This is a genomic window from Micromonospora sp. C51, from assembly GCF_018070435.1.
Lineage (GTDB): Bacteria > Actinomycetota > Actinomycetes > Mycobacteriales > Micromonosporaceae > Micromonospora > Micromonospora sediminimaris.
In genome coordinates, this window is record NZ_JAGPXQ010000011.1 from 97,028 (window position 1) to 110,789 (window position 13,762).

A 13,762-nucleotide genomic window follows, 5' to 3' on the forward strand; every position below is an offset into this window, starting at 1 on the left:
CGATGGTCAAGTCACGCTTTACGGTCTTGCCGACGTCGTGGCGGGGTGTGGGCCGGCGGTTGCGGGAGCCGGGACGTGGTTTGCTGGGTTCGGTGCGCTGGCCGGCAGGGCGGTGGTCGGATGCAGGTTCCGAAACCCGCGACGCACGTGGGTGGGAGTGAGCCGGTCGCTGGGCGCCGGCTCTCAAGCCGTTGCGGTATATTAACTGGCCGACCCTTCCTTCCCTCTAGTATGGCGCGACAGGATGGTGGAAGTGAATGCCGGCCGGCTAGCCGCTCTGGTGTTGGCTGTCGTGATGTTGGGTGGGTGCTTCGTCGGGGGTGCTCCTGCTCGCGATAACCGCGCAGACCTAACCGCCGGAGATCTGGTCGGCGCCTGGCAGGACGACGCGGGCGATGGTCTGGTCTTCAGGGAAGCTGGAGAATTCTCGGCAACTAATCTGCCCTATGAGGAGTTCGAAGACTTCCAGTCCGCCCTCCCGCGGAACTTCGACCCGGTTGGTGACAAACTGGACGCGGTGGGGGTCTGGGATACGGCGACATCCCGGGAGGACCCGGATGGTCCAACTAACCGAGTGAAGTTGCATGTCAAGGAATTGGGTGGCCGGCAGGTCTCGGTTGGCGCGGAGATGTATGCCGAAACGCGAGACGGGATAATAACCTTGGCGTTCTATGTTGGTGACCCTGACCTGAGGGACAGGAAAATTTACCGGAAGTGCGATACTGCGTGCTGACCTAAGGGACGTCTCGTAACTCCGGCGGCGGTCCATGGTGGATCATGTCGGGGTGCAGGTGATCTCGGCAGCCCGCCCGGAGTGGATCTTCCCGTTCACCGGGCTGCAGCCCGTGCAGTTCCGCCGGCTGGTCAGGCTGGTCGCCGAGCGGGGCGGTGACGCGATCGCCGATGGGCGGCCGGGGCGGCAGTGGTCGCTCGATCTGGCTAATCGGGTGCTGCTGGTCGCCGCGTACTGGCGGACGAACCTGACGATGCGGCAGATCGGTCCCCTGTTCGGGGTGTCGCACTCCGCCGCGCATCGGGTCATCGACACCCTCGGCCCGCTGCTCGCGTTGGCTCCGGTACGGCGGCGTCGGGTTGACCAGATCGCGATCGTCGACGGCACCCTGGTCCCGACCCGCGACCACCGCCTCGCCGCACCGAGCAAGAACTACCGCTACTCGACGAACCTGCAGGTCGCCATCGACGCCCACACCCGTCTCGTTGTGGCCCTGGGCGACCCGCAGCCCGGCAACCGCAACGACACCATCGTCTACCGCACCTCCGGCATCGACCAGAAACTCGCCGGGCGGCCGGTCATGGCCGACGGCGCCTACCGCGGCAACCCCGACGTGATCATTCCCTACCGCAAACCAGCCGACGGCAGCGAACTACCCGACTGGAAGAAAGACCTGAACAAGCAGCACCGCACCGTCCGCACCCAGGTCGAACACGCCCTGGCCCGCATGAAGACCTTCAAAATCCTCCGCGACTACCGCCGCGCCGCCCACACATTGACCGACACCGCTTCCGGCATCGCCCACCTCCACAACATCATCCTCCTCGGCTGACACCAGCACCGTTACCCGGCAACGCCTTCACCGAGTTACGAGACGTCCTTTAGCCGCAAGATGATCTGTGTGTGAGAGCGGGCTTGGCCGGCAAGGGTTTGCTGGCTAAGCGTTTCCAGCCGCCGGATCGTTACGCTGACGCGCCGTCGTAGCCGATAGACATTCATCACGATTGTCGTCGATCAATGCATCTTGTTGGCGCCTGCGGCCGGCACTTAGCCTGAGCGCGCTCGAAGGCTCAACGGGGGAGCGAAACATGCAGGTTGACCTCAGGCTACTCGGCCGGATGCAACTGATCGTGGAGGGCGTCACCGTTACGCCGGGATCCGTGAAACGGCAGGCGGTCCTCGCCGCCCTGGCCCTGGCGGCGAACCGGCCGGTTTCGCTGAACCGTCTCTCCGAAGTGGCCTGGGGCGACGAGCCGCCGCCTTCCGCGGTGGCCAACCTGCGGTCGCACGCGATGAGGCTCCGCAAGGTGCTCGGTGACCGGCTGGTCGCCCGTCCCCACGCGTACGAGTTGTGCCTGGCTGATGAGGAATTGGACGTCGACCGGTTCCAGCGGCTGGCCCGTGAGGGTCGGGCGGACCTGGCGGCCGGGCATCACGGCTCGGCGGTCGCCTCGCTGACCGGTGCGCTTGATCTCTGGCGGGGCCGTGCCGGTGACGGACTTCCGTCGGGTCCGGCGTTGGACGGCCACTGGGCCAGCCTGGAGGAGCAGCGTCTCCAGGTGTTCGAGGAGTGGGCGCAGGCGCGCCTGGCCGTCGGCGAGCACGGCGACCTCCTCGGCGAGCTGCGGCGCCACCTCGCCGCGCACCCGCTGCGGGAGCGCGCGTGGGGGCAGTTGATGCTCGCCCTCTACCGGTGTGGGGACGTGCCGGCGGCGCTCACCGCGTACCAGGAGGCACGCGCGACGCTCGACGAACACCTCGGCATCGAGCCGGGTGAGGACCTGACAGCGCTGCACCGGTCGATGCTGGATCGGTCGCCCGATCTGGCGCAGGGCAACAGTGCCCGGAGCCGGCCGGACGAGATGTCCCGGCCCGTGACCCCGGGTGCCCTCGTACCCCGGGAACTGCCGGCGGACCTCACGACGTTCGTCGGGCGTACCCGGGAAGTGGCGGACGTGGTGGCGGCCGCGTGCGGTGGCAGGCCGGCCGCCGTGGTCGTCAGCGGGCCGGCCGGCAGCGGGAGGACGGCGGTCGGGGTCCGGGCGGCGCACGCGGTCGCCGAGAAGTTCCCGGAGGGGCAGGTCTTCGTCGACCTCGGGTCCCGGCCGTCGGTGACCTCAGGTGAGGTGCTGGGCCGGGTGCTGCGCGCCCTGGGTGTGCCGGCGGACGAGGTGCCGGAGGATGTGGACGAGCGGGCCGGCTGGTACCGGACGCGGGTCGCAGGCCGGCGGATCCTGCTGGTGCTCGACGGGGTGATCCGGGCGGAACAGGTGCGACCGCTCGTCCCCGCCGGGCCCGGTCCGGCACTGATCGTCGTGGGCCTGCGGAAACTGTACGGCCTGGACGACGTCACGTCGGTCGGGTTGCGGCGGCTGACTGACTCCGAGGCGCGGGCGCTGCTGGCGGCCCATGTCGGCGCCGACCGGCTCAAGGCGGAACCCGCCGCCACGGCGAGGCTCGTCCGGCTCTGCGCCGGTTCGGTGCTGGCCCTGCGGATCGCCGCCGCACGGTTGGCGAGCCGTCCGGACCTGCCGGTCGGCGTCCTGGCGGAGCGGGCGGACGGCGGGCGCGGCCGGCTGGACGTCCTGGCGTTCGGTGACCTGTCCGTGCGGACGAGCCTGGCGACCCGGGTCGCCGCGGTCCGCGCCACGGACGAGGTGACCGGCCGGATCCTCGCGCTGCTCGGGGAGGCACCTGACGCGTCGGTCGCTCCTGAGCCGACCGCGGCGCGGCTCGGCCTCCCTGCCGAGCGCGTGTGGCGGGCCCTGGAGGGCCTGGTCGACGCGCACCTGGTCTACCGGGACGAGCCCCTCGGTTACCGGCTGCCCGCGCTGGTCAGCGACTACGTGGCCGAGCTGGCAGCCCGGCCGACGAGGACGGAAGCGCGGGCGAGACCGGTCGCGGCATGAACGTCAGGTGGCGGCGCCGCGGACGATGGCGACCGCCACCCGGCACAACTCGTCCATGTCGGGCTCGAAACCGGCCGCGATGTCGGGGTGCAGGCCGGCGCGGGTCTCGTCGAGCAGCCGCTGGCAGACCTGCTCGACCGGCTCACCGGCGTAGCTGTTGCGCACCCGGTCGGCGGCCACCTGCAGGGCAGAGGTCAGCTGCTCCTCCAGCGGCCCGCGCAGCTTCTCCTGCACCGGGTCGTGTGGATCCAGCGTGACGTGTGGCTCCGACATGGCGCTCCCTTCGTCGGCGGCTGCGGTACCCCACCGCTGCCGTCGGTCAAACCCCGTCCGGTATGGCGGCGACGCGTACCTGGTAGGAGAATTCCTCGGCTGGCTGTTCCAGGTACGACAGCCGGCGGATCTGCTTGTCGTCGTCGTAGAGTGCGACGTCGACAAGCACGCCGAGGTGGGCCAGACCGATGCTGGAAACCCGCTTCTTGTCCTGCAGCACCGCACACACCCCGCCCAGCAGCGTGCTGGCGTCGGAGGTGCGGTGCCCGGGCGGGCAGCGCAGGGTCAGGTCGATCTCGATCGGGCCGGACAGTGGCGTCCAGCCGGTCTCCTGCGCGGCCGCGCAGGCGGCCTGCAACAGGGCGCGTACCCTCGTCGCCTGCCGATGCCCGGCGGCGAAGATGGACAGCGCTTCGGTCTTGACCGGTGGCAGGCCGCTCACCTCGAACGTCAGGGTGAGAGCGCGGGTGTCCTGCACCACGGCGGCACCTCCTCGTTGGGGACGATCCTGCCCAACCGGTAACCGGTGAGGGGCTGTTCCCGCGAGAACCAACCGATCGGGCGGGTCGGGGTCGGCCGGTGGCGTATCGACGGCGACGGCGTACGCGCTGGCGGCGGAGCTTGTTAAACGCTAGTCCACCTGACGGTCGCCCGGTAGCACCGGCCGGTCAGTCCCGTGGTGGGAAGGCGCAGAATTCGTTGCCCTCCGGGTCGGCCAGCACCCACCAGGACACCGCGTCGTCCGGCTCCCGCAGCAGGGTGGCCCCGGCCCTGATCAGCGCGGACGGCTCGGGGGCGGCCAGGTCGACGTCCCAGTGCATCCGGTTCTTGATGGTCTTACGCTCCGGGACGGGGTCGAAGACCCAGTAGTCCCAGGGGAAGCCGGCAGCGCCGGTGACCGAGGCGTGCCCCTCCTCGCTGACCTGGACCTCGCCGCCGACGACGCCGGCCCACCAGGTGGCCTGGGCGCTCGGGTCGGCGGAGTCCACCACCAACTCGAACGGCCCCGGGCGGGGGTCGTCACCGGGGGCGAAGGCGCAGAACACGTTGCCGTCGGGGTCGGCCAGCACCCACCAGCTGATCTCCGAGTCCGGCTCGCGGACCAGCCGCGCGCCGGCTTCCAGCAGCGCTGCCGGGCTCGCCTCGGCCAACCGCAGGTCCAGGTGTACGCGGGTCTTGACGGTACGCGGTTCGGGCACCCGGTTGACCCAGATCGACTCGGCGCTGACACCGGTGGGCGAGTCGACCCGGGTGTCGCCGTCACCGACATCGACCAGTTCCCCGTGCAGAATCCGAGCCCAGAAGCCGCCGAGGGCGTGTGCGTCGGCGGCGTCGAGGCAGAGGTCCTTGAAGCGTGCGATCATCCGCCGATCATGCCGGCCGGCACCGACATCCGCCTCCGAAGGCCGCGGGGCCGTGGTCAGCGGCGCTTGCCGGCCCCGGCGATCCGGTGCGACTGCCGGCACGTGACGTGGGCCACACACTTTCGTGTTTAGCGCGTCTCGGCTCGGGCAGGTTTCGCGGCTCCACACGTCGGGCAGTGTTTCAGCCACGAAACGCAGGGGTGCGAAGCAGCAGGTCAACGCCCTGACCGTCTCGCCGTGCGCCGGGGCACGGAGTCCTCCCCGGCTGTTGGCCGAGAACGAGGGGAGGGTCATGAGCGAGCGGAGTGATCCGGCCGGCGGTCGACGCCGGCCCCGCGTACGGATGGCGGCGACGGCCGCGGCACTGACGTTGTTGGCACCGATGGCGGCGTGTGCCGCCGGTGACGACGGCGGCGTGCCCACGATCAACCTGTACTACCCGCCGGAGCAGAACCTGCAGCAGGTGGTCGACCGGTGCAACACCGAGGCCGGCGGGCGGTACCGCATCGTCAACCGGGTGTTGCCGCGGGAAGCCGACGAGCAGCGGGTGCAGATGGTGCGCCGACTCGCGGCCGAGGACGACGGCATGGACGTGCTCGGCCTCGACGTGACCTGGACTCAGGAGTTCGCCAGCGCCGACTGGATCCGGGAGTGGACCGGGCAGGACCGCGCCGAGGTGGAGGAAGGCACTCTCGAAGGGCCGTTGGAGACCGCCCGGTACGAGGACAAGCTCTACGCCGCGCCGAAGAACACGAACGTCCAGTTGCTGTGGTACCGCAAGGATCTGGTGCCCGAGCCGCCGACCACCTGGGACGAGATGATCTCGATGGCGCAGCGGCTGCGGGATCAGGGCCGGCCGCATCAGGTGCTCACCATGGGTGCCCAGTACGAGGGACTCGTGGTGCTCTACAACACCCTGGTGGCCAGCGCGGGCGGCAACATCCTGAACGACGACGGCACCGAGGCCGTGGTGGACGACGGCGCGGTGCGGGCACTTGAGGTGCTGCGCGACTTCGCCACCTCCGGGGTGACCTCGCCGTCGTTCAGCAATGCCACCGAGGATCCGGTGCGGCTGGAGTTCCAGAGCGGCAACGGCGCTTTCCAGGTGAACTGGCCTTTCGTCTATCCGGCGATGCAGGAAGCCAACCCGGAGTTGGCGGAGCAGGTCGCCTGGGCCCGGGTGCCGGGAGTCGAGGAGGGCACACCAAGTCGGGTCACCATCGGCGGCATCAACCTGGCCGTCAGCCGGTACTCGGAGCACCCGGAGGAATCCTTCGAGGCGGCGAAGTGCCTGCGCAACGCGGAGAACCAGAAGTTCTCCGCGATCAACGACGGGGTGCCGCCGACCATCGAGAGCGTCTACGACGACCCGGAGATGGACGAGGCGTACCCGATGAAGGAGACCATCCTCGAACAGTTGCGGGACTCGGCGGTGCGACCGCTGACCCCCGCGTACCAGAGCATCTCCACCGTGACCTCGGCGATCCTGTCGCCGCCGTCGGCGATCGACCCGCAGGCGACCGCCGACGAGCTGCGCGAGGCCGTCGCCGCCGCCCTGGAGTCGAGGGGAGTCCTGCCGTGAGCGAGCGCCGCGAGCGAACCATCGTCCTCAGTGCGCCGGCGCCTCAGGCCGGACCGGAGCGAAGCGGAGGGACGGCATGAGCGTCAATGCGACCCCGGCCGGCGCGGACGTCGCCGCCGACGGCACCGACACCCGCAGCGGCCGGCGGGCCGCGGTACCCGGGCAGCGGGACAACCGGCGCGGCAAGCCGCCGTTGAGTGAGAACAAGCGGGCCGAGCGCCGGCTGGGCTGGCTGCTGTGCGCCCCGGCGGCACTGGTCATGCTGGCGGTGACCGCCTACCCGATCCTGTACTCAGTGTGGCTCTCATTGCAGCGGTACGACCTGAGGTTCCCCGCCGAGCGGGAGTTCATCGGTTTGCAGAACTACGCCACCGTGCTCACCAACGAGTTCTGGTGGACGGCGTTCGGGGTGACCATGCTGATCACGGTGGTCACCGTGGCCGTGGAGCTGGTGCTCGGCATGGGACTCGCGCTGATCATGCACCGTACGCTTGTCGGGCGGGGGATCGTGCGGACCTCGGCGCTGATCCCGTACGGCATCGTCACGGTCGTGGCCGCCTTCTCCTGGCGGTACGCGTGGACGCCCGGCACCGGATATCTGGCCAACCTGTTCTCCGACGGTGCGCCGTTGACCGAGCGGGCCAGCTCGCTGGCGATCATCATGCTGGCGGAGATCTGGAAGACCACGCCGTTCATGGCGCTGCTGCTGATGGCGGGGCTGGCGCTGGTGCCGGAGGATCTGCTCAAGGCGGCCTCCACCGACGGCGCGACCGCCTGGCAGCGGTTCACCAAGGTGATGCTGCCGGTGATGAAGCCGGCGATCCTGGTGGCGCTGCTGTTCCGCACCCTGGACGCGTTCCGGGTCTTCGACAACATCTACGTGCTCACGTCGGGGGCCAACGAGACCTCGTCGGTGTCGATGATCGCGTACAACAACCTGATCCGAGGGCTGAACCTCGGCATCGGCTCGACGATGTCGGTGCTGATCTTCATCACCGTGGCGATCATCGCGTTCATCTTCGTGAAGTTGTTCGGTACCGCTGCTCCGGGCAGCGACGACGGAGAGAGGCGCTGACATGGCTGACACCACCACCCGGGCCAAGGTGCGCTGGGGCCTGCTGGACGTCGCCGTGGTCGTCTTCGCGCTGACCCCGGTGCTGTGGATCATGTCGCTGTCGTTCAAGACGCCGGCGACGCTCACCGACGGGAAGTTCATCCCGCGGGAGTGGACGCTGGAGAACTACCGGACGATCTTCGCGACCGACCAGTTCGTCCGAGCGCTGGTCAACTCCATCGGCATCGCGTTGATCGCCACCACGATCGCCGTCGTGCTCGGCGCGATGGCCGCGTACGCGATCTCCCGGTTGGACTTCCCCGGCAAGCGGCTGCTGATCGGCGTCTCCCTGCTGATCGCGATGTTCCCGCAGGTGTCGCTGGTCTCGCCGCTGTTCGAGATCGAGCGGCAGTTGGGCCTCTTCGACACCTGGCCGGGCCTGATCCTGCCGTACATCACCTTCGCGCTGCCATTGGCGATCTACACGCTGTCGGCGTTCTTCAAGCAGATCCCATGGGATCTGGAGAAGGCCGCCAAGATGGACGGCGCCACCCAGGGGCAGGCGTTCCGGCGGGTGATCGCCCCGCTGGCCGCACCGGGCCTCTTCACCACGGCCATCCTGGTCTTCATCTTCTGCTGGAACGACTTCCTGTTCGCCATCTCACTGACCTCCACCGAGCGCTCGCGCACGGTGCCGGTGGCGTTGTCGTTCTTCACCGGCGCCTCGCAGTTCGAGGACCCGACCGGCGCGATCTGCGCCGCCGCCGTGGTGATCACGGTGCCGATCATCCTGTTCGTGCTCTTCTTCCAGCGCCGCATCGTCTCCGGCCTGACCTCCGGCGCCGTCAAGGGATAGGTGGTAACTCGTGGCTGAGATCGTGCTCGACAAGGTGAGCAAGAAGTTCCCGGACGGCACCACGGCGGTGCGGGACGTCGACCTGGAGATCGCCGACGGCGAGTTCGTCATCCTGGTCGGCCCCTCCGGCTGCGGCAAGTCCACCACCCTCAACATGATCGCCGGGCTGGAGGACATCAGCTCCGGTGAGCTGCGCATCGGCGGGCAGCGGGTCAACGACAAGGCCCCCCGCGACCGGGACATCGCCATGGTGTTCCAGTCGTACGCGCTCTACCCGAACATGACCGTCCGGGAGAACATGGCGTTCCCGCTGCGGCTGGCCAAGCTCGACAAGGAGACGATCGCGCAGAAGGTGGAGGAGGCGGCGAAGGTCCTGGAGCTGACCGCGTTGCTGGACCGCAAGCCGGCCAACCTCTCCGGCGGGCAGCGGCAGCGGGTGGCGATGGGTCGGGCGATCGTCCGGCAGCCCAAGGCGTTCCTGATGGATGAGCCGCTGTCCAACCTGGACGCCAAGCTGCGGGTGCAGATGCGGACCGTGGTGTCCCGCCTGCAGAAGCAGCTCGGCACCACCACCGTGTACGTCACCCACGACCAGACCGAGGCGATGACCCTCGGCGACCGTGTGGTGATCATGCGGGGTGGTGCGGTGCAGCAGGTCGGTCCGCCGCAGGAGCTGTACGACCACCCGAACAACCTCTTCGTGGCCGGGTTCATCGGCTCGCCGTCGATGAACTTCCTGACCGCCAAGGTCGAGGAGGGCACGCTGCGTACCGCCCTGGGTGACGTGCCGATCGGCGACCGGATCCGCCGTGAACTGGAGGGCGCCGACGCCCCTCGGGAGCTGATCCTCGGCATCCGTCCGGAACACTTCGAAGACGCCGAACTGATCGACGAGGAGACCCGCCGTCGGGGCATGGAGTTCACCGCCCCGGTGGACATCGTCGAGTCGATGGGCTCGGACAAGTACGTCTACCTGAGCGTCGAGGGGGAGCGGGCCACCTCCGCCGAGTTGGAGGAGTTGGCCGCCGACGCGGGTGCGGCCGACTTCAGCGGCGCCGGGTCGAACCTGGTCACCCGGCTGTCGGCGGAGTCAACCGTCACCGAGGGGGCGGACCGGCGGGTCTGGTTCAACCTGGAGAAGATCCACCTGTTCGACCCGTCCGACGGCCGCAACCTCACCCTGCACGAGGGCCGCGCCGCCGGCACCCTCGCCGACTGACCGGCGCTACCGGGTGCATCTGTCGCGGTCACAGCGGCAGATGCACCCGGTAGGACCTGCCGGGGTCAGTGTGAGTGCCGAGGCACCGCGCTGCCGTTGCCACCGACCAGGAAGTCCAGGTCTGCGCCCCTGTCTGCCTGCTGCACGTGCTCGCTGTACAGGCGTACCCAACCCCGATCGGCTGCCGGCCCCGGCGGCTGCCAGGCGGCGCGGCGTTCGGCGAGTTCCGCCTCGTCGACCAGCAGGTCCAGGCGGCGTGCCGGGACGTCGAGGCGGACCAGGTCGCCCGTGCGTACCAGCGCGAGCGGGCCGCCCACCGACGCCTCCGGTGCCGTGTGCAGGACACAGGTGCCGTACCCGGTGCCGCTCATCCGGGCATCGGAGATCCGCACCATGTCCATGACGCCGTCGGCGAGCAACCGTCGTGGCATGGGCACGTTGCCCACCTCCGGGAAGCCCGGGTAACCGCGCGGCCCGGCGTTGCGCACCACGATGACGGTGTCGGGCGTGACGTCGAGATCAGGGTCGTCCGCGGCGACGACGTACTCCTCGATCCGGTCGAAGACGAGCGCCGGCCCGGTGTGGGTGAGCAGGTGCGCCGAGGCGGCTGAGACCTTCAGCACCGCCCCGGACGGCGCGAGCGACCCACGCAGCACGACGGTGCCCGATCCGGCGGGCTGGAAGGGTTCGGCCAGGGTGCCGATGACCTGCCGGTTCCAGCACTGGGCGCCGTCGATGTTGTCGGCCACGCTCTTCCCGCTGACCGTGATCTGGTCCAGGTGCAGGAAGGGGGCGATCTCCGTCATCACCGCCGGCACCCCACCCGCGTACGCGAAGTCCTCCATCAGGTACGTCCCGGACGGCATCAGGTTGACCAGCACGGGCACGTCGGCGGTGAGGGTGTCGAAGTCCTCCAGCGACAGGGGCACGCCGACGCGGCCGGCGATGGCCAGCAGATGCACCACGGCGTTTGTGGAGCCACCGATCGCGGCGTTGACCCGGATCGCGTTCTCGAACGCCTCGCGGGTGAGCACCGTGGACAGGCGCTGATCCTGGTCGACCATGTCGACGATGCGCCGTCCGGCGGCGTGGGCGAGCGCGTACCGTCGTGAGTCCACCGCCGGAACCGCGGCGGCGCCCGGCAGCTGAACGCCCAACGCCTCGGTCACGCAGGCCATGGTGGAGGCGGTGCCCATGGTCATGCAGTGGCCCCGGCTGCGGGACATGCAGACCTCCGCCTCGGCGCAGTCGGCGGCGGTCACCCGGCCGGCCCGCAGGTCCTCGGTGAAACGCCAGACGGCGGTGCCGGACCCGATGTCCTGGCCACGGAACTTGCCGTTGAGCATCGGCCCGCCGGTGATCAACAGGGTCGGCAGGTCGACGCTTGCCGCACCCATCAGCAGGCCGGGCGTGGTCTTGTCGCAGCCGGAGAGCAGCACCACGCCGTCGAGCGGGTTGGCCCTGATCAGTTCCTCCGCCTCCATCGCCAGCAGGTTGCGGTAGAGCATGGTGGTGGGCCGCATGAGGGGTTCGCCGAGACTCATCGCGGGAAACTCCAGCGGCAGGCCGCCGCTCTCCCAGATGCCTCGCTTCACCGATTCGGCCAGTTCGCGCAGGTGGGCGTTGCACGGGGTCAGTTCCGACCAGGTGGTGGCGATGCCGATCACCGGTCGACCGTCGAAGACGTCGTCGGCGAACCCCTGGTTGCGCATCCAGGACCGATGAACGAACCCGTTGCGGCCGTCGGCACCGAACCACTGGCCGCTGCGTAGCGGTCGACTCGTCATCGACATCAGCACACCTTCCTGTCAAAGCTCTGGCCGCGGCGTACGCGGCGGTCGAGGGGCAAGCTGTTGATCAGTTGGCGGCGACGGGCTACCTGAGGCCCCCGACGGACAGTCCGCCGCGCCAGTGTCGTTGCAGGCTGAAGAACGCGATGATCAGTGGAATGACCGATACCAGGGAGCCCAGGATGATCAGGCTCCACAGGGAGGTGCCGCCCGCGTTGTTCGCGGAGGCGACCCCCTGCCAGAGGCCGAGGCCGACGGTGACCGGGAAGAGTCGGTTGTCGGAGAGCATGGCCAGCGGCAGGAAGTAGTTGTTCCAGGACGCGACCGCGGACAGGAGAAGGACGGTGACCACCGCGGGGCGCATCAGCGGAAGGGCGATCTGGAGAAACGTCCGTACCTCTCCCGCGCCGTCGGCCCGCGCCGCGTCCAGGATCTCGTCGGGGACCGCGTCGCGCGCGTACACGTGCATCAGGTAGACGCCGAACGGATTGAGCAGCGACGGGAGGATCACGGCCCAGACCGTGTTCGTCAGGCCGAGCCGGGAGAACATCATGAAGGTCGGGATGACCAGGGCGGTGGCGGGCACCATCAGCGCCCCGAGCACGACCGCGAAGCTGAAGCGCCGGGCGGCGAAGCGATACTTGGCGAAGCCGTAGCCGGCCATGACCGCCAGGACGGTGGCACCGATCCCACCGGCGAGCGCGTACAGCGTGGAGTTCAGCAGCCACCGCAGGTAGATGCCCCCGTTGTAGGTGAACAACTGCCTGAGGTTGCCGAGGTAGTCGACCTGGTCGGCGAACCAGAGGGTGTTGCCGCCACCGAACAGGCCCGGCGCGTCCTTGGAGCTGTTGACGACGACCCACCAGAACGGCACGAGAAAGTAGATCACCAGGAAGCCGAGCAGGATCTGCAGCGGAAGGTGGCGGTGCGCGCGGCGGTGGCCGGCGCTGGCGCTCTCGGACATCAGAGGAAGCTCCTCCGCTTGCGGGTGAAGAACAGGAAGGCGTAGACGCAGACGAAGACGACTCCGCCGAGGGCGAAGGAGATCGCCGACCCGTAGTTGAAGTTGGCCAGCCCGAACGCCTGTTGGTACGCGTACATGTTGGGCGTGAAGTCCGACCCGATCGTGCCGGCCGCCAGGTATCGCAGGATCTGCGGTTCGTTGAAGAACTGAAGGGTGCCGATCAGCGAGAAGACCAGGATCAGGATCAGCGCGGGCGCGATCAGCGGAATCTTGATCCGCCGGGCGACCTGCCATCGTCCGGCGCCGTCCATGCGGGCGGCCTCGTAGAGCGTCGGGTCGATGCCCTGGAGGGCCGCGTACAGGATGATCATGTAGTAGCCGGCCCACTGCCAGGTGACGATGTTGAGCAGGCCGTAGAAGATCAGGTTGCTGCTGAGGAAGTCGGGCGCGGTAGCGCCGAAGAACCCGAAGACGTCGGTGAGCGGGCCGAAGCTCCGGCTGTACAGGAAGCCCCACATCACGGCCCCGATGACCGTGGGGATCGCGTACGGCAGGAAGATCATGAGCCGGGAGAAGCGGGTGAACAGCGAGGTCACCGCGTCCAGGATGAGGGCCATGGCGAGCGCGACGGCGATCTGGACCGGGATGGCGACGAGCGCGAAGCGGATGACGAACCACGCTCCGGACAGGAAACTCGGGTCGGTGAACGCCTTCACGTAGTTGTCGAACAGAACGAAGCTGGTGCCGCCGATCAGCTTCTTCTGAAACAGGCTGAGGTACAGCGCGTACGCCAGTGGGGCGATGAGGAACGCCAGGAAGACCACCCCGAACGGCCCGACGAACAGCCACCCGGTCAGGTGCTCGCGGCGGCGCGTCTTGCCGCGGGTCTTGCGCTTCTCATCGTGAGTACGCGGTGCGCGCTTCTCGGTCAACGATGTCATCTCGGGCTCCGGGACGAGGGCCGCTGGGGGTGGAGGGTGGGCCGGCCGGGGGAGGACGGCACGGCCCACCCGGTCGG

At 69.0% G+C, this 13,762-nt stretch carries 13 protein-coding genes; 7 read left to right on the forward strand and 6 right to left on the reverse strand.

What is annotated here, in order from left to right; all coding sequences use genetic code 11:
- Positions 1-244: 244 nt before the first annotated feature.
- From KBX50_RS14795 to KBX50_RS14805, 3 genes are all read left to right on the forward strand, one after another.
- Positions 245-733, forward strand: coding sequence for a hypothetical protein (locus KBX50_RS14795; RefSeq protein ID WP_210937603.1), 489 nt, complete (start codon positions 245-247; stop codon positions 731-733).
- A gap of 52 nt (positions 734-785) precedes the next feature.
- Positions 786-1,565: a transposase family protein gene (locus KBX50_RS14800; RefSeq protein WP_210937648.1), complete on the forward strand. Its 780-nt coding sequence runs from the start codon at positions 786-788 to the stop codon at positions 1,563-1,565.
- Between the two features lie 256 nt (positions 1,566-1,821).
- Positions 1,822-3,642 (forward strand): AfsR/SARP family transcriptional regulator, encoded by a 1,821-nt coding sequence (locus tag KBX50_RS14805; RefSeq protein ID WP_210937604.1) that lies wholly within the window; start codon positions 1,822-1,824, stop codon positions 3,640-3,642.
- Positions 3,643-3,645: 3 nt separating this feature from the next.
- Here the strand turns inward: KBX50_RS14805 and KBX50_RS14810 are convergent, their stop codons facing one another.
- The 3 genes from KBX50_RS14810 to KBX50_RS14820 all read right to left on the reverse strand — a co-directional run bounded on the left by KBX50_RS14810 (position 3,646) and on the right by KBX50_RS14820 (position 5,279).
- A complete protein-coding gene (locus tag KBX50_RS14810; protein WP_210937605.1) occupies positions 3,646-3,915 on the reverse strand; it encodes a hypothetical protein in 270 nt (89 codons plus the stop codon).
- 46 nt (positions 3,916-3,961) lie between these two features.
- Positions 3,962-4,393, reverse strand: coding sequence for a hypothetical protein (locus tag KBX50_RS14815; protein WP_210828405.1), 432 nt, complete (start codon positions 4,391-4,393; stop codon positions 3,962-3,964).
- A 190-nt stretch (positions 4,394-4,583) separates the two neighbouring features.
- Positions 4,584-5,279, reverse strand: a complete 696-nt coding sequence (locus tag KBX50_RS14820) for a VOC family protein (protein WP_210937606.1) — start codon at positions 5,277-5,279, stop codon at positions 4,584-4,586.
- A 292-nt stretch (positions 5,280-5,571) separates the two neighbouring features.
- Here KBX50_RS14820 and KBX50_RS14825 point away from each other — a divergent pair, with 292 nt between their 5' ends.
- From KBX50_RS14825 to KBX50_RS14840, 4 genes are all read left to right on the forward strand, one after another.
- The gene (locus tag KBX50_RS14825; RefSeq protein ID WP_210937607.1) at positions 5,572-6,861 is read left to right on the forward strand and encodes an ABC transporter substrate-binding protein; all 1,290 of its coding nucleotides are present in this window, start codon (positions 5,572-5,574) and stop codon (positions 6,859-6,861) included.
- Between the two features lie 76 nt (positions 6,862-6,937).
- Positions 6,938-7,936, forward strand: a complete 999-nt coding sequence (locus KBX50_RS14830) for a carbohydrate ABC transporter permease (RefSeq protein ID WP_247673721.1) — start codon at positions 6,938-6,940, stop codon at positions 7,934-7,936.
- A gap of 1 nt (position 7,937) precedes the next feature.
- Positions 7,938-8,771 carry a carbohydrate ABC transporter permease gene (locus KBX50_RS14835; RefSeq protein ID WP_164448176.1) on the forward strand — a complete coding sequence of 278 codons (834 nt, stop codon included), beginning with the start codon at positions 7,938-7,940 and terminating at the stop codon, positions 8,769-8,771.
- A 10-nt stretch (positions 8,772-8,781) separates the two neighbouring features.
- Complete coding sequence (locus KBX50_RS14840) at positions 8,782-9,990, forward strand: ABC transporter ATP-binding protein (protein WP_210937608.1); 1,209 nt, start codon at positions 8,782-8,784, stop codon at positions 9,988-9,990.
- Positions 9,991-10,055: 65 nt separating this feature from the next.
- On the opposite strand, the gene KBX50_RS14845 is transcribed toward KBX50_RS14840, so the two are convergent.
- The 3 genes from KBX50_RS14845 to KBX50_RS14855 form a co-directional block, all read right to left on the reverse strand.
- On the reverse strand, positions 10,056-11,783 hold the full coding sequence (locus tag KBX50_RS14845; RefSeq protein ID WP_210937609.1) for an IlvD/Edd family dehydratase: 1,728 nt from the start codon (positions 11,781-11,783) through the stop codon (positions 10,056-10,058).
- A gap of 82 nt (positions 11,784-11,865) precedes the next feature.
- Positions 11,866-12,744: a carbohydrate ABC transporter permease gene (locus KBX50_RS14850; protein WP_210937610.1), complete on the reverse strand. Its 879-nt coding sequence runs from the start codon at positions 12,742-12,744 to the stop codon at positions 11,866-11,868.
- Complete coding sequence (locus KBX50_RS14855; RefSeq protein WP_210937611.1) at positions 12,744-13,685, reverse strand: carbohydrate ABC transporter permease; 942 nt, start codon at positions 13,683-13,685, stop codon at positions 12,744-12,746. Before KBX50_RS14855 ends, KBX50_RS14850 begins: the two co-directional genes overlap by 1 nt.
- Positions 13,686-13,762 lie beyond the last annotated feature (77 nt).